Source organism: Enterobacter sp. BNK-8 (assembly GCF_048685095.1).
Taxonomy (GTDB): domain Bacteria; phylum Pseudomonadota; class Gammaproteobacteria; order Enterobacterales; family Enterobacteriaceae; genus Enterobacter; species Enterobacter quasiroggenkampii.
This window is the reverse complement of the sequence record NZ_JBLQTN010000001.1, coordinates 2,275,148-2,293,699: the sequence shown is the minus strand read 5'-3', so window position 1 is coordinate 2,293,699 and position 18,552 is coordinate 2,275,148. Positions and strand designations below refer to the sequence as shown.

Below are 18,552 nucleotides of genomic sequence, written 5' to 3'. Positions count from 1 at the left end.
TCGCAGACGCGTGACACTGCCCGATGATCAGGAAGTACGCCACCAACCGTGCAGAGTGAAATGTGCTGTCATTTTCAGATACCTTTCTCGTGTGAACTTGCGTACTAGTTAACTAGTTCGATGGCGTATTGTCAACCCTTGATTTCAGAATTTCGATATAAGTCGGTATCATGATGGTTTCGGATGTCTCCAACCTGTTATGGGAAGTGCTTTGAGCGATACCACCTACGCTATTATTTATGATTTACACAGCCATACTCAGGCCTCTGATGGCCTGCTGACACCCGAAGCCCTGGTTCATCGTGCCGTTGAAATGCGCGTCGGTACGCTGGCGATAACCGATCACGATACGACGGATGCCATTCCGGCGGCGCGCGCCGAGATCGCCCGCAGCGGGCTGGCGCTTAATCTGGTCTCCGGTGTCGAAATTTCGACCGTCTGGGAAAACCATGAGATTCATATCGTTGGCCTGAACATCGATATAGACCATCCGGCACTGACTGCTTTTTTGCAAGAACAAAAAACGCGCCGCAACCAGCGCGCAGAGATGATCGGCGAACGTCTGGAAAAGGCGCATATTGCGGGCGCGCTGGAAGGTGCCCAAAAGCTGGCGAACGGCGGGGCTGTCACGCGCGGTCATTTCGCCCGTTTTCTGGTAGAGGCGGGTAAAGCCACGACGATGGCGGATGTCTTTAAAAAGTATCTGGCGCGCGGGAAAACCGGATACGTTCCGCCACAGTGGTGTACAATAAAACAAGCTATTGATGTGATTCATCATTCTGGCGGTAAGGCCGTGCTGGCCCATCCGGGGCGGTATAATCTTTCTGCTAAATGGCTGAAAAGGCTGCTGGCGCACTTTGCCGAAAATGGTGGTGAGGCGATGGAAGTCGCCCAGTGTCAGCAGGCGCCCAATGAGCGCGCGCAGCTCGCGACCTATGCCCGACAGTACGGTCTGCTTGGCTCACAGGGTTCTGATTTCCATCAGCCCTGCGCCTGGATCGAACTGGGGCGCAAGCTCTGGCTGCCCGCTGGCGTTGAGCCGGTCTGGCAGCTCTGGGAACAGCCGCAGCAAATTGAAGAGAGGGAAGTATGAGTCAGTTTTTCTATATCCATCCGGATAACCCGCAGCCACGTCTGATTAACCAGGCCGTGGAGATCGTCCGCAAAGGCGGCGTGATTGTCTACCCGACCGATTCCGGCTACGCGCTGGGCTGCAAAATCGAAGATAAAGGGGCGATGGAACGCATTTGCCGTATTCGCCAACTGCCGGACGGCCATAACTTTACCCTGATGTGCCGCGATCTCTCTGAGCTGTCCACCTATGCTTATGTGGATAACGTGGCGTTTCGCCTGATCAAGAACAACACGCCGGGCAACTACACCTTCATCCTGAAAGGGACGAAAGAGGTGCCGCGCCGCCTGCTGCAGGAAAAGCGTAAGACGATCGGCATGCGCGTGCCGTCGAACCCGATTGCGCAGGCGCTGCTGGAAACCCTCGGCGAGCCGATGCTCTCTACCTCGCTGATGCTGCCGGGCAGCGAGTTTACCGAGTCCGATCCGGAAGAGATCAAAGATCGTCTGGAGAAGGTGGTCGAGCTGATTATTCATGGCGGTTATCTCGGCCAGCAGCCAACCACCGTGGTCGACTTAACCGAAGATGCACCGGAAGTGATTCGAGAAGGCGTGGGTGACGTAAAGCCTTTCTTGTAATGGTATAAGCAGATATACTACGCGGCCATCAAAGCAGGGCTCAGCCCTCTTTTGACCTGATTCGACGCCTGTGAAGGCGACACCTGAGGAAGCTCAATGAGCGAGAAGTTACAGAAAGTGCTGGCGCGTGCCGGCCACGGTTCACGCCGTGAAATCGAAGCCATTATTGAAGCGGGCCGCGTGAGTGTGGACGGTAAAATCGCCACGCTGGGTGACCGCGTAGAAATCGTACCGGGGCTGAAGATCCGTATCGACGGTCATATTATCTCCGTGAAAGAGTCTGCTGAACAAATCTGCCGCGTGCTGGCTTACTACAAGCCGGAAGGCGAGCTGTGTACCCGCAATGACCCGGAAGGTCGCCCGACGGTGTTTGACCGTCTGCCTAAACTGCGTGGCGCTCGTTGGATTGCCGTTGGTCGTCTGGACGTGAATACCTGCGGTCTGCTGCTGTTTACCACCGATGGTGAACTGGCAAACCGTCTGATGCACCCAAGCCGTGAAGTGGAACGTGAATACGCCGTGCGTGTGTTCGGCCAGGTTGACGAGAATAAGCTGCGCGACCTGTCGCGTGGCGTTCAGCTGGAAGACGGTCCTGCGGCGTTCAAAACCATCAAATTTACCGGTGGGGAAGGCATCAACCAGTGGTACAACGTGACCCTGACCGAAGGCCGCAACCGCGAGGTGCGTCGTCTCTGGGAAGCGGTAGGCGTGCAGGTTAGCCGCCTGATCCGTGTCCGTTACGGCGACATCCTGCTGCCAAAAGGCCTGCCGCGTGGGGGATATACTGAACTGGATCTGACCCAGACCAACTACCTGCGCGAGCTGGTCGGCCTGACGCCGGAAACCACCTCTAAAGTGGCGGTGGAAAAAGATCGTCGCCGCATGAAGGCGAACCAGATTCGCCGTGCGGTGAAGCGTCACAGCCAGGTGAGCAGCAACCGCCGCTCTGGCAGCCGTAATAACAACAGTTAATGTAAAAGCCCGGTGAAGACACCGGGCTTTTTTCTTTAGTAATCAATCCCCATTTGCGCTTTGATGCCCGCATCAAACGCATGTTTTACCGGACGCAGCTCGCTGACGGTATCTGCCAGGTCCAGAATATCCCGATGGCACCCGCGGCCCGTGATGATAACCGTCTGATGGGCGGGACGGTTTTTCAGTGCATTAAGCACGTCTTCCAGCGGCAAATAGTCGTAGGCGACCATATAGGTGATCTCATCCAGCAGAACCATATTGAGTGAAGGATCGGCCAGCATTCTTTTAGCGTGCTCCCAGACGGCCAGACAGGCTGCGGTATCGGTTTCGCGGTTCTGGGTGTCCCACGTAAATCCGGTCGCCATCACCTGGAACTCAACGCCGTGGGGCTCAAGCAGATTACGCTCGCCGTTAGGCCACTCACCTTTAATAAACTGGATAACGCCGACCTTCTGTCCGTGGCCGACGGCGCGTGTCGCCGTGCCGAATGCGGCCGTGGTTTTCCCTTTGCCGTTGCCTGTAAAGACGATGACGATCCCGCGCTCATCCTGAGCGGCCGCGACGCGCGCATCAACCTGTTCCTTCAGACGCTGCTGGCGCTGCTGGTGACGTTCTTCACTCATTGCGATATTCCTGGTTTACGGCCTGGCTGGGCGTCAAAGGTCATCCCGGTTTTGCGGCGGCTGTCGTCGCCCATTAGCCAGAGATAGAGCGGCATAATGTCTGCCGGCGTTTTCAGCTTCTGCGGATCTTCCGTTGGGAAGGCGCTGGCGCGCATTTTGGTGCGCGTACCGCCCGGGTTAATGCAGTTTACGCGCAGATGGCGGCTTTGGTACTCCTCTGCCAGCACCTGCATCATGCCTTCGGTCGCGAATTTTGATACGGCATAGGCACCCCAGTTTGCACGCCCCTCACGGCCTACGCTGGAGGAGGTGAACACCAGTGAACCCGAATCCGATTTGAGTAATAAAGGAAGCAGTGCCTGGGTCAGGAAAAACGTCCCGTTGACGTTGACCTGCATGACCTCCTGCCAGATCTCGGGATCCTGTTCATCCATCGGGCGAACTTCGCCAAGCAAGCCGGCATTGTGCAGTACGCCGTCCAGGCGCGGGTAATGGGTGCTGATGCGGTGAGCAAGCTCATGACATGACGCGGGCGTGCAGGTGAGCAGATCGAGCGTGTACCAGCGAGCGGGAATCCCACCTGCGGCTTCAATCTCCTGCGCCACCCCTTTAAGTTTTTCTTCGTTGCGGCCGGTCAGGATGACGATCGCGCCATACTCAGCGTAGGTCAGCGCCGCTTCACGGCCAATCCCGTCGCTGGCCCCAGTGACAAGAATGATGCGGTTCTGCAGCAGATTTTTTTGCGGTTGATAATGCAAGGTGACTCCTCGGCGCACGGTGACTCAAAGACGCCTTCTTTTGTGACTTTTCGGCTTTATGCCCGAATTCGCCTGATAATTCAATCAGTCTACAGGACGCATTGCTGTAAAATTAACAATTTGCAAATATTTAAACGCCAGACCGGGGATTCCTGAAGGCGGCTCGCAGAGGTAATGTCACGAGCGAGACGCATGGGCAGGGCTGTTGTACACTGCCGTGAAAGATTCGTGGTTAAATCAAGGTGGAACGCGTGGAATTACTTTCTCAATATGGGTTGTTTTTGGCGAAAATCGCGACGGTGGTGATTGCCATTGCGGTGGTTGCCGTTCTGATTGTCAACCTGACGCAGCGCAAGCGTCAGCGTGGGGAGTTACGCATCACCCGCCTGAGCGAGCAGTATAAAGAGATGCAGGAAGAGATGTCTCTGGCGCTGCTTGACAGTCATCAACAGAAACTGTGGCTCAAAGCGCAGAAGAAAAAGCATAAACAGGAAGCCAAAGCGGCAAAAGCAAAGGCGAAGCTCAATACGCCACAGGATAAGGTCACGCCCCGCGTCTACGTGCTCGATTTTAAGGGCAGCATGGATGCGCATGAAGTGTCCTCTTTGCGGGAGGAAGTGACGGCCGTTCTGGCCGTGGCGACGCCGCAGGATCAGGTTGTTGTTCGTCTTGAAAGCCCGGGAGGTGTCGTGCATGGCTACGGCCTGGCCGCTTCTCAGCTACAGCGCCTGCGTGAAAAACAGATCCCGCTGACCGTAGCCGTAGATAAAGTGGCGGCGAGCGGTGGCTACATGATGGCCTGCGTGGCGGACAAAATTGTGGCCGCACCGTTTTCTATTATTGGCTCGATCGGCGTGGTCGCGCAGATCCCGAACTTTAACCGCTTCCTGAAAAATAAAGAGATTGATATCGAACTTCACACGGCGGGTCAGTACAAACGCACCCTGACGCTGCTGGGTGAAAACACGGAAGAAGGGCGCCAAAAATTCCGTGAGGATCTCAACGAAACGCATCATCTCTTTAAAGACTTTGTGCACCGTATGCGCCCGACGCTGGACATTGAGCAGGTCGCGACGGGTGAGCACTGGTACGGCGTTCAGGCGCAGGAGAAAGGGCTGGTGGATGAAGTCGGAACCAGTGACGATCTGCTGCTCAACCTGATGGAAGGCCGGGAACTGGTAGGCGTCCGCTTTGCCCAGCGCAAGCGACTCCTTGACCGCTTTACCAACAGTGCCGCAGAAAGCGCGGACCGCCTGCTGCTCCGCTGGCTACAGCGCGGACAAAAACCGCTGCTGTAAACAAAAACGCGAGGCTTATGCCTCGCGTTTTGCGTTAATCGACCAGGTGATATTTCTCGGAAAGCGTGTGCGCCAGGTATTTAAACATGTTAAACACGGCGGTGCTTTTCGGGGTCGGCAAGCCCTGTTCATCAAGGAAGTATTCGCCGCTGAAAACCAGCACGCCATTTCGCTGCTCTACGCCGGTGGCTTCAATGCCTGCCAGCGTATCTTCATGGTCACGAATAAGCTTGTTTGCTTCGATAAGCAGAGAGGCTCGGTCAATAGGTTGGGTCGTATTCTGCATAATCCACTCCTTAAACAGTGACAATAGTCTACGCCGAGGGCGCTTTGGGGGCAAATTTTCCCTGTAATGTGAGGGGATAAGCTGCAGGGGCCTGGCTGGCAGGATTTGCTTTTGCATGCTAATAAAGTTGCGTAACGAATTTTATCAGGTAGAGTGTGCGCTTTCGTCATTCTGGCAACAGAATTGCTTGACATTCAACCGGGAATTCGTCACGAATTACACGAGATGTGAGAAAAATACCCGAGAACTCAATCACCTGGGCGGCTTTTCTTTAACGCCCGGTAAGACAAAGGGGTTGATATCTCCTGACGCAGTCGCAATATCATTGGCTCGTCGTCAGCGGAAGGGAAATCAACGTGCGGCGTATTCCTGGAAGAATTAAATTAGGTAAAGGTGAATATGGGTAAAGCTCTCGTCATCGTTGAGTCCCCGGCAAAAGCCAAAACGATCAATAAGTATCTGGGTAATGACTACGTGGTTAAGTCCAGCGTGGGTCATATCCGCGATTTGCCGACCAGTGGCTCAGCCAGCAAAAAGAGCGCAGACTCTACCTCCACCAAAGGGGCTAAAAAGCCTAAAAAGGATGAACGTAGCGCGCTTGTCAACCGCATGGGTGTTAACCCATGGCATAACTGGGATGCACAATATGAAGTGCTTCCAGGGAAAGAAAAAGTCGTTAACGAGCTGAAGCAGCTGGCTGAAAAAGCAGACCACATCTATCTCGCAACCGACCTTGACCGCGAAGGGGAAGCCATTGCGTGGCACCTGCGGGAAGTGATCGGGGGTGATGACAAACGCTACAGCCGCGTAGTGTTTAACGAAATTACGAAGAATGCGATTCGTCAGGCGTTTGAGAAGCCGGGCGAGCTGAATATCGACCGCGTCAACGCCCAGCAGGCGCGTCGCTTTATGGACCGCGTCGTGGGTTACATGGTTTCTCCACTGCTGTGGAAGAAGATTGCCCGTGGCCTGTCCGCAGGTCGCGTGCAATCCGTCGCCGTGCGTCTGGTCGTTGAGCGTGAGCGCGAAATTAAAGCCTTCGTGCCGGAAGAGTTCTGGGAAGTTGATGCCAATGTGACAACGCCGGGCGGTGACGCTCTGCCGCTGCAGGTAAGCCATCAGAACGATAAGCCTTTCCGTCCGGAAAACCGCGACCAGACCATGGCCGCCGTGGCGCTGCTGGAAAAGGCACGCTATCAGGTACTGGAACGTGAAGACAAACCGACCAGCAGCAAGCCTGGTGCGCCGTTTATCACCTCCACCCTGCAACAGGCGGCAAGCACCCGTCTGGGTTACGGCGTGAAGAAAACCATGATGATGGCCCAGCGCTTGTATGAAGCGGGTTACATCACCTACATGCGTACCGACTCAACCAACCTGAGTCAGGACGCGGTCAACATGGTGCGTGGCTACATTAGCGACAACTTCGGTAAGAAATACCTGCCGGAAAGCGCTAACCAGTTTGCCAGCAAAGAGAATTCTCAGGAAGCGCACGAAGCGATTCGTCCTTCTGATGTCTCTGTGCTCGCTGAATCGCTGAAAGATATGGAAGCCGACGCGCAGAAGCTGTATCAGCTGATCTGGCGTCAGTTTGTTGCGTGCCAGATGACCCCGGCCCAGTACGACTCCACCACGCTGACCGTCGGGGCGGGTGATTTCCGTCTCAAGGCGCGCGGTCGTATTCTGCGTTTCGACGGCTGGACGAAAGTGATGCCTGCGCTGCGTAAAGGTGATGAAGATCGAACGCTGCCAGCGGTGAACAAAGGTGATGAACTGTCTCTGGTTGAGCTGATCCCGGCTCAGCACTTCACCAAGCCACCTGCACGCTTCAGTGAAGCATCTCTGGTAAAAGAGCTGGAAAAACGCGGTATTGGCCGTCCGTCGACCTACGCGTCAATTATCTCGACGATTCAGGATCGCGGTTACGTCCGTGTTGAAAACCGTCGTTTCTATGCGGAAAAAATGGGTGAGATCGTCACCGATCGTCTGGAAGCCAACTTCCGCGAGCTGATGAACTACGATTTCACCGCGCAAATGGAAGACAGTCTCGACCAGGTTGCCAGCCACCAGGCAGAATGGAAAAAGGTCCTCGACAGCTTCTTCAGCGATTTCACCGACCAGCTTGAAAAAGCGGAGAAAGACCCTGAAGAGGGCGGCATGCTGCCTAACCAGATGGTACTGACCAGCATCGACTGCCCAACCTGTGGCCGCAAGATGGGGATCCGTACTGCCACCACGGGCGTGTTCCTGGGCTGCTCCGGCTATGCGCTGTCGCCAAAAGAGCGCTGCAAAACCACCATCAACCTGGTGCCGGAGAATGAAGTTCTCAACGTGCTGGAAGGTGACGATGCGGAAACTAACGCTCTGCGTGCCAAGCGCCGCTGCAAAAAATGCGGCACGGCAATGGACAGCTACCTGATCGATCCAAAACGCAAGCTGCACGTGTGTGGTAATAACCCAACGTGTGACGGGTATGAGATCGAAGAGGGCGAGTTCCGCATTAAAGGCTATGACGGCCCGATTGTGGAGTGCGAGAAGTGTGGTTCTGAAATGCACCTGAAAATGGGGCGTTTCGGTAAGTACATGGCCTGCACCAACGATGAATGCAAAAACACGCGCAAAATTCTGCGTAACGGTGAAGTGGCTCCGCCGAAGGAAGATCCGGTTCCGCTGCCAGAGTTGCCGTGCGAGAAATCCGACGCATACTTCGTGCTGCGTGACGGCGCGGCAGGTGTCTTCCTGGCCGCCAACACCTTCCCAAAATCGCGTGAAACCCGCGCGCCGCTGGTGGAAGAGCTGCATCGCTTCCGCGATCGTCTGCCGGAGAAACTGCGTTATCTGGCCGATGCGCCACAGCAGGATCCGGAAGGCAACAAAACCGTGGTGCGGTTTAGCCGTAAAACTAAGCAGCAGTATGTTGCGGCAGAGAAAGAGGGTAAAGCGACCGGATGGTCAGCCTTCTTTGTCGATGGCAAATGGGTTGAAGGCAAGAAATAATCTTCCCTAACCGTAACTTACCTGTGAAAGGGCCGGATTTCCGGCCCTTTTTTATTACCTTGTTATTATTTTTTGTTCCGTACTATACAGTCAGGCTATAAATGATATAGTGGTTATAGTTAACCTGTTTCTTATTATTAAATCGTCTTAAGCGATTGACCGCATGCGCTAAATCGGATGGTCTGGCATGAAATTACAGCAGCTTCGTTATATCGTTGAGGTGGTGAATCATAACCTTAACGTCTCTTCTACCGCCGAGGGGTTATATACCTCGCAACCGGGCATCAGCAAACAAGTTCGTATGCTGGAGGATGAGTTAGGCATTCAGATTTTCGCCCGCAGCGGTAAGCATCTTACCCAGGTGACGCCGGCGGGGCAGGAAATCATCCGCATTGCGCGGGAAGTCCTCTCCAAAGTCGATGCGATTAAGTCTGTGGCAGGGGAGCATACCTGGCCGGATAAAGGCTCGCTGTACATTGCCACCACGCATACGCAGGCGCGCTATGCGCTGCCAGGCGTGATCAAAGGCTTTATCGAGCGTTATCCTCGCGTCTCGTTGCATATGCACCAGGGCTCGCCAACGCAAATCGCTGAAGCCGTCTCCAAGGGGAATGCAGACTTTGCCATCGCCACCGAAGCGCTTCACCTCTATGACGATCTGGTCATGCTCCCGTGCTACCACTGGAACCGTTCTATTGTGGTGACCCCCGATCACCCCCTGGCGGGTAAAGGGTCGGTCACTATCGAAGAGCTGGCCCAGTATCCTCTGGTGACGTATACCTTTGGCTTTACCGGGCGTTCTGAGCTTGATACGGCCTTTAACCGGGCAGGATTAACGCCGCGCATTGTCTTTACCGCGACGGACGCCGACGTGATTAAGACCTATGTCCGGCTTGGATTGGGGGTGGGCGTCATTGCCAGCATGGCGGTGGATCCGGTGTCAGACCCTGACCTGGTGCGTCTTGATGCGCATGATGTTTTCAGCCATAGCACCACAAAAATTGGTTTCCGCCGCAGCACCTTCCTGCGCAGCTATATGTATGATTTTATTCAGCGCTTTGCCCCTCATTTAACGCGTGATGTGGTTGATACCGCCGTGGCATTACGCTCAAATGAAGATATTGAAGAGATGTTTAAAGACATCAAACTTCCCGAAAAATAATCACACCCGGTATCTTTCCCCCAGGGAAAGATACCGAAATAACCTCTCAAAGCTAAATTAGAATTATCATCATCTGCGATTCCCCTGCCATATAATGTCATTATCCATTTAATACGTAAGGTTATAATGTCGTGAATTGGCGACAAAAGTAGAAACTAATTTACGCCTTCGCAAATTTTTCTTTTCAATTATTTATTTCTGGTCAAAAGATTGAATATTTCATACCTCCCGGTGCGTAAATTCACTGGCTTTTCGGCTAAAGTTTCTTTAGGATTTATCTCAACAGATGATTAATTGTACCAATTGTTTGGTCCTAAATGATAAGCGATGTCGATTGTATGAGGTTAGCAATGCCTTCAGGAAGTGAAGAACCGCAAAGGGATCCTGCGCTCAAGCGTAAAGCCTGGCTGGCGGTCTTTCTCGTCTCTACCCTGTTTTGGGTGGTGGTTGCTCTCCTGGCCTGGAAATATTGGGGTTAAATATGTCAGTGACGGTACGTACAGCTTCGGTAAAACAGATGTGTCAGCATCGTGACAGCGGCCACAGAGGGCGTAAAGCACCTGCGACTGTTGTACCCGCGTCCTGGAAACTGACGCCGCAGCAGCAGGCTTTTATTGATGTGTTCGCAGAAGACGAACCCAAAAAACAATAATTTAGTTTATTGCGTAATGATGCAAATAGTCTGAATATCGACTCTGCGCTTTTGTACTCTTTAATAAATACACATCAGCAATATAGCACTGAGGAACGACCTCGGAATTTTTATAAATAATGCCTGGTGTCCCTATGATGAATAACATGACGTCTCACAAATACTGGTCGTGGATCGGCGTTTTTACCGTGTCGATTCTGTTCTGGAGTCAGCTCATCTGGCTGGCGCTCCACTAAATTGTAAAACCTCGCTACGGCGGGGTTTTTGTTTCCCCGCGCTGGACCAATCCTAAATTTATCAATTTGGGTTGTTATCAAAACGTTACGACATCTTTGTGTTATCTTTAATTACGGCCCTGATGATTGTCAGGGCATCTCTGTGATTAAGGAGGAGCTTATGTCGTTAACCCTACGCGAAGCCAGTAAGGACACATTACAGGCAGAAAATAAAACCTGGCACTACTACAGCCTGCCGCTGGCTGCCAGAACGCTTGGGGACATTTCGCGTTTACCCAAGTCATTGAAAGTTTTACTGGAAAACCTCTTGCGCTGGCAGGACGGTGATTCTGTCACGCTCGATGATATCCAGGCGCTGGCAGGGTGGCTTGAGAAGGCCCATGCCGACAGAGAAATCGCCTACCGCCCGGCAAGGGTGCTGATGCAGGACTTTACCGGTGTTCCGGCCGTGGTTGATTTGGCCGCGATGCGCGAAGCCGTTAAGCGTCTCGGCGGGGATACGGCAAAAGTTAACCCGCTTTCCCCGGTTGACCTCGTCATTGACCACTCCGTCACCGTTGACCACTTCGGTGATGATGACGCCTTTGGCGAAAACGTGCGTCTGGAGATGGAGCGCAACCACGAGCGCTACGTATTTCTGAAGTGGGGACAGCAGGCGTTCAGCCGGTTTAGCGTGGTCCCGCCAGGCACCGGCATTTGTCACCAGGTGAACCTTGAATATCTGGGTAAAGCCGTCTGGAGCGAATTGCAGGATAAAGAGTGGGTCGCTTATCCAGACACCCTGGTGGGCACGGATTCGCATACCACCATGATCAACGGTCTGGGCGTGCTGGGCTGGGGCGTCGGCGGTATTGAAGCGGAAGCCGCCATGCTCGGCCAGCCGGTATCCATGCTTATCCCGGATGTGGTGGGCTTCAAGCTGACCGGAAAGCTTTCTGAAGGCATTACCGCCACCGATCTGGTGCTGACCGTCACCCAGATGCTGCGTAAGCATGGCGTGGTGGGCAAGTTTGTTGAATTCTACGGTGACGGTCTGGATTCGCTGCCGCTGGCCGACCGCGCCACCATTGCCAATATGGCGCCGGAATACGGTGCCACCTGCGGCTTTTTCCCCATTGACGACGTCACGCTGGAGTACATGCGCCTTAGCGGCCGCAGCGAAGAGCAGGTCGCGCTGGTGGAAGCGTATACCAAAGCGCAGGGCATGTGGCGCAATCCGGGCGATGAGCCTGTTTTCACCAGCACGCTTGAACTTGATATGGGAAGCGTCGAAGCGAGCCTCGCGGGGCCGAAACGTCCGCAGGATCGGGTTGCGTTGTCTGACGTGCCGAAAGCGTTTGCCGCCAGCAATGCCCTGGAAGTAAACGTGGCGCAGAAAGACCATCGTCCCGTCGACTATGTTCTGAACGGGCATCAATATCAGCTTCCGGATGGCGCGGTTGTTATTGCCGCCATTACCTCCTGCACCAACACGTCCAACCCCAGCGTATTGATGGCAGCCGGTCTGCTGGCTAAAAAGGCGGTCGAGCTTGGGTTAAAACCTCAGCCGTGGGTTAAGGCCTCGCTGGCCCCGGGATCCAAAGTGGTGTCGGACTACCTGGCTCAGGCCAAACTGACGCCGTACCTGGACGAGCTGGGCTTTAACCTCGTGGGCTACGGCTGTACGACCTGTATTGGTAACTCCGGGCCACTGCCTGAACCCATCGAAACGGCGATCAAGCAGGGTGACCTGACGGTAGGCGCCGTTCTTTCCGGTAACCGAAACTTTGAAGGGCGCATTCACCCGCTGGTAAAAACCAACTGGCTTGCTTCGCCGCCGCTGGTCGTGGCATACGCTCTCGCAGGGAACATGAATATCAACCTGGTGACCGATCCGATTGGTCACGATCGCAAGAATGACCCTGTCTATCTGAAAGATATCTGGCCATCCTCGCGAGAAATCGCGCTGGCCGTTGAGAAGGTCTCTACCGAGATGTTCCGCAAAGAGTACGCGGAAGTCTTTGAAGGCACGCCGGAATGGAAAGCCATCAATGTTGCAGGTTCGGATACCTATGGCTGGCAGGATGACTCGACCTATATTCGTCTGTCGCCGTTCTTTGATGAGATGCAGGCCGAGCCCGCGCCGCTTAAGGATATCCACGGCGCGCGCATCCTGGCCATGCTGGGGGATTCCGTCACGACGGACCATATCTCTCCGGCCGGGAGCATCAAAGCCGATAGCCCGGCAGGCCGTTACCTGCAAAGCCGGGGTGTCGAACGCCGCGATTTTAACTCTTACGGCTCGCGCCGCGGTAACCATGAAGTCATGATGCGCGGGACCTTTGCCAACATCCGCATTCGTAACGAAATGGTGCCGGGTGTGGAAGGGGGCATGACGCGTCATCTGCCTGGAACGGAAGTTGTGTCGATCTATGATGCGGCCGTTAAATACCAACAGGAAGGGACGCCGCTGGCGGTGATTGCCGGGAAAGAGTACGGTTCCGGCTCCAGCCGCGACTGGGCGGCGAAAGGGCCGCGCCTGCTTGGCGTTCGGGTGGTCATCGCCGAATCGTTCGAACGTATTCACCGTTCGAATCTGATTGGCATGGGGATCCTGCCGCTTGAGTTCCCGCAGGGCGTGACGCGTAAAACGCTGGGCCTGACCGGGGAAGAGCAGATTGACATTAGCGGCCTGCAAAACCTGCAGCCGGGTAAAACGGTGCCGGTAACGTTAACGCGGGCAGACGGGAAAACCGAGGTGCTGGATTGCCGGTGCCGTATTGATACGGCAACCGAGCTGACCTACTACCAGAACGACGGCATTTTACATTACGTGATTCGTAAGATGCTGGATTGATGAACGAGCCCGGCACGCGTGCCGGGCTTTTTATATCACTCTTTCAGCAGATGGCCCATTTTGGCGGCTTTGGTATCAAGGTAGTGGGCGTTTTTCGGGTTACGGCCGACAATCAGCGGTACGCGTTCAACGATGTTGATCCCGGCTTCGGTCAGGATCTCCACTTTTTTCGGGTTATTGGTCAGCAGACGTACTTCGTCCACGCCCAGCAGCTTGAACATATCGGCGCACAGGGTGAAATCACGTTCGTCGGCGGCAAAACCGAGCTGATGGTTCGCTTCAACCGTATCGTAGCCCTGGTCCTGAAGCGCGTAGGCGCGAATTTTATTCAGCAAACCAATATTACGTCCTTCCTGACGGTGATAAAGCAGCACGCCGCGGCCTTCTTCAGCAATATGAGAAAGGGCTGCTTCCAGCTGGAAACCGCAATCACAGCGCAGGCTGAACAACGCATCGCCGGTGAGACACTCTGAATGGACGCGGGACAGCACCGGTGTCTGCCCTGAAATGTCGCCATACACCAGTGCGACATGATCCTGTCCGGTTGCCAGTTCTTCAAAACCCACCATCAGGAAATCGCCCCATGGGGTTGGCAGTTTGGCTTCTGCCACACGTTTAAGCTGCATGTGATTCTCCAGAGTAGGCTGACACGTTTCGTGCCTGTGCCCTGTTTTGCTTTCTGTATCAGTTTATTTTGCCACAAGCTCAGCATGTTCGCCTAATGGGCACCATGCTATATGAACGTTAAACGCACGATCCGACATCTCCACCAGGTGAATAAATTTCAGTTATGATTGTGACGCTTAGCGAAAAAGGAGAAGACATGCATTCAATAGCCAGACGTACGGCAGCAGGTGCGGCCATTTTACTGATTATGCCTTTGGCCGTATGGCTTTCCGGGTGGATGTGGCAGCCCGGGCAGAACGCCACGTGGTTGAAAACGTTATACTGGATTACGGAAACGGTCACCCAGCCCTGGGGAATTATTACCCACGTTCTCCTCTGCGCCTGGTTTCTGTGGTGCCTGCGCTTTCGTCTGCGCGCGGCGCTGATGCTCTTTGCTATCCTCGGTGGCGCTATCCTTATCGGTCAGGGCGTAAAATCCTGGGTGAAAGATCGCGTTCAGGAGCCGCGTCCTTTTGTCGTCTGGCTGGAAAAAACGCACCATGTTCCGGTGGATGAGTTCTACACTTTAAAGCGTAAAGATCGCGGCGCGCTGGTCAAAGAACAGCTTGCGGAACAGCAGGATATCCCGAAATTCTTGCGAAAACACTGGCAGAAAGAGACCGGGTTCGCGTTTCCTTCTGGCCATACCATGTTTGCCGCCAGCTGGGCGCTGCTGGGGGTTGGGCTGCTTTGGCCAAGACGGCGTACGGTCACTATCGTGATTCTACTGGTCTGGGCGACGGCGGTCATGGGCAGCCGCTTACTGCTGGGGATGCACTGGCCACGGGATCTGGTCGTTGCCACGCTCATCTCGTGGCTGCTGGTGATGCTGGCGACCTGGCTGGCTGAACGATTCTGCGGCCCGCTAACGCCACCGCCGGAAGAGAAAGAAGAAATAGCCGAAAGGGACCAAACGGACGCCTGACGGTTGATATTCCGCATTTTGCCCATAGATCCATGACGTGCGCGTCACTTTTTCCGTTTCGCGCCCGTCACTAAAATGGTAGTTTATAAGGCTGATTGCGTTAAGTTGAACACACTTTATTCGCTTGAACCACATAACGGGAAGTAATGTGAAATATTTACTCATTTTCTTACTGGTATTGGCGATTTTTGTCATTTCAGTCACATTGGGTGCACAAAACGATCAGCAGGTGACGTTTAACTATCTGCTGGCTCAGGGTGAATACCGTGTGTCGAGCCTGCTCGCGGTCTTATTTGCTGCAGGCTTTGCCATTGGCTGGCTGGTTTGCGGTTTGTTCTGGTTAAAAGTCCGTGTTTCGCTTGCGCGCGCAGAACGTAAAATCAAACGACTCGAACATCACATTGCGCCTGCGTCCGACATGCCGGAAAGCTCTGGCGTGCCGGTCGTGAAGGAATAATCGACGATGCTGGAGTTGTTGTTTCTGCTTTTGCCTGTCGCCGCAGCCTATGGCTGGTATATGGGCCGCAGAAGTGCGCAACAAACAAAACAGGATGAGGCCAACCGACTCTCCCGCGACTACGTTGCGGGGGTCAACTTCCTCCTGAGCAATCAGCAGGACAAAGCGGTGGACCTGTTCCTCGACATGCTGAAAGAGGATACGGGGACCGTTGAAGCGCATCTTACCCTGGGTAACCTGTTCCGCTCGCGCGGCGAGGTTGACCGCGCCATTCGTATTCACCAGACCCTGATGGAAAGCGCCTCGCTGACCTACGATCAACGACTCCTGGCCGTACAACAGCTGGGACGAGATTACATGGCCGCGGGGTTGTACGATCGCGCTGAAGATATGTTCGCTCAACTGGTGGATGAAACAGATTTCCGCATCGGCGCGTTGCAGCAGCTCCTGCAGATCTATCAGGCCACCAGCGACTGGCAAAAAGCCATTGATACGGCCGAACGTCTGGTGAAGCTGGGTAAAGATAAGCAGCGCGTTGAGATAGCCCATTTCTACTGTGAACTTGCCCTTCAGCAGATGGGCAACGACGACATGGATAAAGCCATGACGTTGCTGAAGAAAGGTGCCGCCGCGGACCGCAACAGCGCCCGTATCTCTATCATGATGGGGCGCGTCTTTATGGCGAATGGCGACTACGCCAAAGCCGTTGAAAGCCTGCTGCGGGTTATCGATCAGGACAAAGAGCTGGTCAGTGAAACGCTGGAGATGCTGCAAACCTGCTATCAACAGCTGGACAAGCAGGAAGAATGGGTGGCGTTCCTGCGTCGCTGCGTGGAAGAGAATACCGGCGCAACCGCGGAACTGATGCTCGCTGACGTTGTTGAGCAGTATGAGGGTGGCGACACCGCGCAAGTCTATATCACCCGACAGCTTCAGCGTCATCCGACGATGCGGGTCTTCCATAAGCTGATGGATTACCACCTGAACGACGCGGAAGAAGGGCGCGCCAAAGAGAGCCTGATGGTGCTGCGCGACATGGTTGGCGAACAGGTGCGCAGCAAGCCGCGTTACCGTTGCCAGAAGTGTGGTTTTACCGCCTATACCCTCTATTGGCATTGTCCTTCATGCCGGGCCTGGTCAACCATCAAGCCAATCCGCGGCCTGGACGGGCAGTGATTTTTTAAAAGCCTTCATTTTAGTTACAACATACTGATGGCTTTTAGCACTTTCTCAATACCGTGCGGTTTGCCAGCCTGGCAGGGACATAAATGGCTTCTGTCAATTTGCGGCGGCGGCAGGTAGAATGCTGGCCGTTTATCTGTTCCGCGCCGCTGCGCGCCCATAGACGAAAAGGGCTGGTCATGACGTCTGTTACATCCTCCACTTCCCGCGTAATTACGGATTCTCCTGTTGTTGTTGCGCTTGATTACAATAAGCGTGACGCTGCATTGGCGTTTGTCGACGGTATCGACCCTCGCGACTGCCGTCTGAAAGTTGGCAAAGAGATGTTCACGCTGTTTGGACCGCAAATCGTTCGCGATCTGCAACAGCGCGGCTTTGACGTTTTCCTCGACCTCAAATTCCATGATATTCCGAATACCACGGCCCACGCCGTTGCTGCAGCCGCAGAGCTGGGTGTATGGATGGTCAACGTCCATGCGTCGGGTGGGGCAAGAATGATGACCGCCGCCCGTGAGGCGCTCCTGCCGTTCGGTAAGGACGCGCCGTTGCTGATCGCCGTCACCGTGCTGACCAGTATGGACGAAAGTGATTTACGCGACCTTGGCGTGACGTTGTCACCTGCGGAGCATGCTGAACGTCTCGCCCGTTTGACGCAGCAGTGCGGCCTGGATGGTGTTGTCTGCTCCGCGCAGGAAGCGGTACGTTTCAAATCAGCACTGGGCCAGGATTTTAAACTCGTCACGCCAGGGATTCGCCCTGCGGGCAGCGACGTGGGCGATCAGCGCCGCATTATGACGCCTGAGCAGGCGCTGGCGGCGGGCGTAGACTATATGGTTATCGGGCGTCCGGTGACGCAGTCTGCAAACCCGGCTGAGACGCTTAAGGCTATCAATGCATCGCTGAACAAGGGGGCGTAATGACCGATTCCAACAGCCGTCTGGTCTACTCAACCGATTCCGGGCGGATAGACGAACCGAAAGCCAAAGTGGAGCGTCCAAAGGGAGACGGTATCGTTCGGATTCAGCGTCAAACCAGCGGACGTAAGGGGAAAGGGGTCTGCCTTATCTCCGGCATTGATCTGGATGATGCAGAACTGACTAAGCTGGCTGCCGAGCTGAAAAAGAAATGTGGCTGCGGCGGTGCCGTAAAGGACGGGATTATTGAAATCCAGGGTGATAAACGTGATTTAATAAAATCACTGCTGGAAGCCAAAGGCATGAAAGTTAAACTGGCAGGCGGCTAAAATAAATGAGCCACGGCAAATGCCGTGGCTCGTGTTGTATACGTGCGTATGTCAGACCTGAAATGCGTTTAAATATCGCAATATCGAGGAAGGCTTAGATAATAATTATTTGCCAACCTGGTGACCGATAATACCACCGACAGCAGCGCCACCTAATGTACCCAGCGTACTACCATCCGTTAATACTGCACCACCGAGAGCACCGGCACCGGCACCAATCGCGGTGTTACGGTCACGTTTAGACCAGTTAGAGCATGCGCTCAGGGACATTGCTACAGTGATTGCCAGAACAGCGGCGGCTAATTTTTTGCTGGTTAAGGTCATAATACTTTCTCCTGAATTATCGATTCACGGAAAGATGTACACGTTAAGTATAGACGAATCGAATACTTAATTCTTTTCCCCGTGAAAGCTGGTCGCGCAGGCGTTACTTCATCACGCAGGTGATAGTCACTTCCTGTTATATCGCTAACAGTAATTTTACGACTTTAGGGCAGGTTATACAGGTAAAAACTCTTAAAGCAGGGTTAAGAATCATCTCAGAGA

The 18,552-nt window shown here is 54.2% G+C and carries 20 protein-coding genes and 1 other annotated feature (1 of these 21 running past the window's edge); of the genes, 14 read left to right on the top strand and 6 right to left on the bottom strand.

The window, feature by feature from the left end:
* Positions 1-51: a sequence feature (Trp leader region), on the bottom strand; it reaches 43 nt to the left of the window's first position.
* Positions 28-72: a trp operon leader peptide gene (gene trpL / locus ACMGGU_RS11115; RefSeq protein WP_106993556.1), complete on the bottom strand. Its 45-nt coding sequence runs from the start codon at positions 70-72 to the stop codon at positions 28-30. (Overlaps the previous feature by 24 nt.)
* A gap of 139 nt (positions 73-211) precedes the next feature.
* Here trpL and rnm point away from each other — a divergent pair, with 139 nt between their 5' ends.
* The 3 genes from rnm to rluB all read left to right on the top strand — a co-directional run bounded on the left by rnm (position 212) and on the right by rluB (position 2,682).
* Positions 212-1,093 carry an RNase RNM gene (gene rnm, locus ACMGGU_RS11110; RefSeq protein ID WP_420300551.1) on the top strand — a complete coding sequence of 294 codons (882 nt, stop codon included), beginning with the start codon at positions 212-214 and terminating at the stop codon, positions 1,091-1,093.
* Entirely contained in the window at positions 1,090-1,710 is a 621-nt protein-coding gene (locus ACMGGU_RS11105; RefSeq protein ID WP_003856793.1) for an L-threonylcarbamoyladenylate synthase, read from the top strand. Before rnm ends, ACMGGU_RS11105 begins: the two co-directional genes overlap by 4 nt.
* Positions 1,711-1,806: 96 nt before the next feature.
* Positions 1,807-2,682, top strand: coding sequence for a 23S rRNA pseudouridine(2605) synthase RluB (gene rluB, locus ACMGGU_RS11100; RefSeq protein WP_420300550.1), 876 nt, complete (start codon positions 1,807-1,809; stop codon positions 2,680-2,682).
* A 35-nt stretch (positions 2,683-2,717) separates the two neighbouring features.
* On the opposite strand, the gene cobO is transcribed toward rluB, so the two are convergent.
* Entirely contained in the window at positions 2,718-3,308 is a 591-nt protein-coding gene (gene cobO, locus ACMGGU_RS11095; RefSeq protein ID WP_420300549.1) for a cob(I)yrinic acid a,c-diamide adenosyltransferase, read from the bottom strand.
* On the bottom strand, positions 3,305-4,066 hold the full coding sequence (locus ACMGGU_RS11090) for a YciK family oxidoreductase (protein ID WP_420300548.1): 762 nt from the start codon (positions 4,064-4,066) through the stop codon (positions 3,305-3,307). The genes cobO and ACMGGU_RS11090 overlap by 4 nt, the downstream gene beginning before the upstream one ends.
* 251 nt (positions 4,067-4,317) lie before the next feature.
* Between ACMGGU_RS11090 and sohB the strand changes: the two genes are divergently transcribed.
* Positions 4,318-5,364, top strand: coding sequence for a protease SohB (sohB, locus tag ACMGGU_RS11085; protein WP_048029763.1), 1,047 nt, complete (start codon positions 4,318-4,320; stop codon positions 5,362-5,364).
* A 34-nt stretch (positions 5,365-5,398) separates the two neighbouring features.
* On the opposite strand, the gene ACMGGU_RS11080 is transcribed toward sohB, so the two are convergent.
* Positions 5,399-5,650, bottom strand: coding sequence for a YciN family protein (locus ACMGGU_RS11080; RefSeq protein ID WP_003856804.1), 252 nt, complete (start codon positions 5,648-5,650; stop codon positions 5,399-5,401).
* A 399-nt stretch (positions 5,651-6,049) separates the two neighbouring features.
* Here ACMGGU_RS11080 and topA point away from each other — a divergent pair, with 399 nt between their 5' ends.
* The 5 genes from topA to acnA all read left to right on the top strand — a co-directional run bounded on the left by topA (position 6,050) and on the right by acnA (position 13,533).
* Positions 6,050-8,647, top strand: coding sequence for a type I DNA topoisomerase (topA, locus tag ACMGGU_RS11075; RefSeq protein WP_059365098.1), 2,598 nt, complete (start codon positions 6,050-6,052; stop codon positions 8,645-8,647).
* Positions 8,648-8,834: 187 nt separating this feature from the next.
* Complete coding sequence (gene cysB / locus ACMGGU_RS11070; protein WP_008502814.1) at positions 8,835-9,809, top strand: HTH-type transcriptional regulator CysB; 975 nt, start codon at positions 8,835-8,837, stop codon at positions 9,807-9,809.
* 338 nt (positions 9,810-10,147) lie between these two features.
* A complete protein-coding gene (locus tag ACMGGU_RS11065; RefSeq protein ID WP_213327741.1) occupies positions 10,148-10,288 on the top strand; it encodes a YmiA family putative membrane protein in 141 nt (46 codons plus the stop codon).
* Between the two features lie 310 nt (positions 10,289-10,598).
* Positions 10,599-10,697: a small membrane protein YmiC gene (gene ymiC, locus ACMGGU_RS11060; protein WP_032623144.1), complete on the top strand. Its 99-nt coding sequence runs from the start codon at positions 10,599-10,601 to the stop codon at positions 10,695-10,697.
* A gap of 160 nt (positions 10,698-10,857) precedes the next feature.
* Positions 10,858-13,533, top strand: coding sequence for an aconitate hydratase AcnA (gene acnA, locus ACMGGU_RS11055; protein WP_032674926.1), 2,676 nt, complete (start codon positions 10,858-10,860; stop codon positions 13,531-13,533).
* A 35-nt stretch (positions 13,534-13,568) separates the two neighbouring features.
* Here acnA and ribA read toward each other — a convergent pair whose 3' ends face one another.
* Positions 13,569-14,159 carry a GTP cyclohydrolase II gene (gene ribA, locus ACMGGU_RS11050; protein ID WP_008501210.1) on the bottom strand — a complete coding sequence of 197 codons (591 nt, stop codon included), beginning with the start codon at positions 14,157-14,159 and terminating at the stop codon, positions 13,569-13,571.
* A gap of 197 nt (positions 14,160-14,356) precedes the next feature.
* On the opposite strand from ribA, the gene pgpB reads away from it, so the two are divergent.
* The 5 genes from pgpB to yciH all read left to right on the top strand — a co-directional run bounded on the left by pgpB (position 14,357) and on the right by yciH (position 18,006).
* Positions 14,357-15,124, top strand: coding sequence for a phosphatidylglycerophosphatase B (pgpB, locus tag ACMGGU_RS11045; RefSeq protein ID WP_048223612.1), 768 nt, complete (start codon positions 14,357-14,359; stop codon positions 15,122-15,124).
* Positions 15,125-15,272: 148 nt separating this feature from the next.
* The gene (locus ACMGGU_RS11040) at positions 15,273-15,581 is read left to right on the top strand and encodes a LapA family protein (RefSeq protein WP_008501212.1); all 309 of its coding nucleotides are present in this window, start codon (positions 15,273-15,275) and stop codon (positions 15,579-15,581) included.
* 6 nt (positions 15,582-15,587) lie between these two features.
* Positions 15,588-16,757 (top strand): lipopolysaccharide assembly protein LapB, encoded by a 1,170-nt coding sequence (gene lapB, locus ACMGGU_RS11035; protein ID WP_063621868.1) that lies wholly within the window; start codon positions 15,588-15,590, stop codon positions 16,755-16,757.
* Positions 16,758-16,942: 185 nt separating this feature from the next.
* Complete coding sequence (pyrF, locus tag ACMGGU_RS11030; RefSeq protein ID WP_063621865.1) at positions 16,943-17,680, top strand: orotidine-5'-phosphate decarboxylase; 738 nt, start codon at positions 16,943-16,945, stop codon at positions 17,678-17,680.
* The gene (gene yciH, locus ACMGGU_RS11025) at positions 17,680-18,006 is read left to right on the top strand and encodes a stress response translation initiation inhibitor YciH (protein ID WP_063145056.1); all 327 of its coding nucleotides are present in this window, start codon (positions 17,680-17,682) and stop codon (positions 18,004-18,006) included. Before pyrF ends, yciH begins: the two co-directional genes overlap by 1 nt.
* Before the next feature lie 105 nt (positions 18,007-18,111).
* Here the strand turns inward: yciH and osmB are convergent, their stop codons facing one another.
* Complete coding sequence (gene osmB / locus ACMGGU_RS11020; RefSeq protein ID WP_008501216.1) at positions 18,112-18,330, bottom strand: osmotically-inducible lipoprotein OsmB; 219 nt, start codon at positions 18,328-18,330, stop codon at positions 18,112-18,114.
* Positions 18,331-18,552 lie beyond the last annotated feature (222 nt).

Bases quoted from the DNA above. Each gene is read 5' to 3' on its own strand.
- ACMGGU_RS11105 (WP_003856793.1), top strand. From the start codon at position 1,090: ATGAGTCAGTTTTTCTATATCCATCCGGATAACCCGCAGCCACGTCTG.
- rluB (WP_420300550.1), top strand. From the start codon at position 1,807: ATGAGCGAGAAGTTACAGAAAGTGCTGGCGCGTGCCGGCCACGGTTCA.
- cobO (WP_420300549.1), bottom strand. From the start codon at position 3,308: ATGAGTGAAGAACGTCACCAGCAGCGCCAGCAGCGTCTGAAGGAACAG.
- ACMGGU_RS11080 (WP_003856804.1), bottom strand. From the start codon at position 5,650: ATGCAGAATACGACCCAACCTATTGACCGAGCCTCTCTGCTTATCGAA.
- topA (WP_059365098.1), top strand. From the start codon at position 6,050: ATGGGTAAAGCTCTCGTCATCGTTGAGTCCCCGGCAAAAGCCAAAACG.
- cysB (WP_008502814.1), top strand. From the start codon at position 8,835: ATGAAATTACAGCAGCTTCGTTATATCGTTGAGGTGGTGAATCATAAC.
- ACMGGU_RS11065 (WP_213327741.1), top strand. From the start codon at position 10,148: ATGAGGTTAGCAATGCCTTCAGGAAGTGAAGAACCGCAAAGGGATCCT.
- ymiC (WP_032623144.1), top strand. From the start codon at position 10,599: ATGAATAACATGACGTCTCACAAATACTGGTCGTGGATCGGCGTTTTT.
- acnA (WP_032674926.1), top strand. From the start codon at position 10,858: ATGTCGTTAACCCTACGCGAAGCCAGTAAGGACACATTACAGGCAGAA.
- ribA (WP_008501210.1), bottom strand. From the start codon at position 14,159: ATGCAGCTTAAACGTGTGGCAGAAGCCAAACTGCCAACCCCATGGGGC.
- pgpB (WP_048223612.1), top strand. From the start codon at position 14,357: ATGCATTCAATAGCCAGACGTACGGCAGCAGGTGCGGCCATTTTACTG.
- lapB (WP_063621868.1), top strand. From the start codon at position 15,588: ATGCTGGAGTTGTTGTTTCTGCTTTTGCCTGTCGCCGCAGCCTATGGC.
- pyrF (WP_063621865.1), top strand. From the start codon at position 16,943: ATGACGTCTGTTACATCCTCCACTTCCCGCGTAATTACGGATTCTCCT.
- yciH (WP_063145056.1), top strand. From the start codon at position 17,680: ATGACCGATTCCAACAGCCGTCTGGTCTACTCAACCGATTCCGGGCGG.
- osmB (WP_008501216.1), bottom strand. From the start codon at position 18,330: ATGACCTTAACCAGCAAAAAATTAGCCGCCGCTGTTCTGGCAATCACT.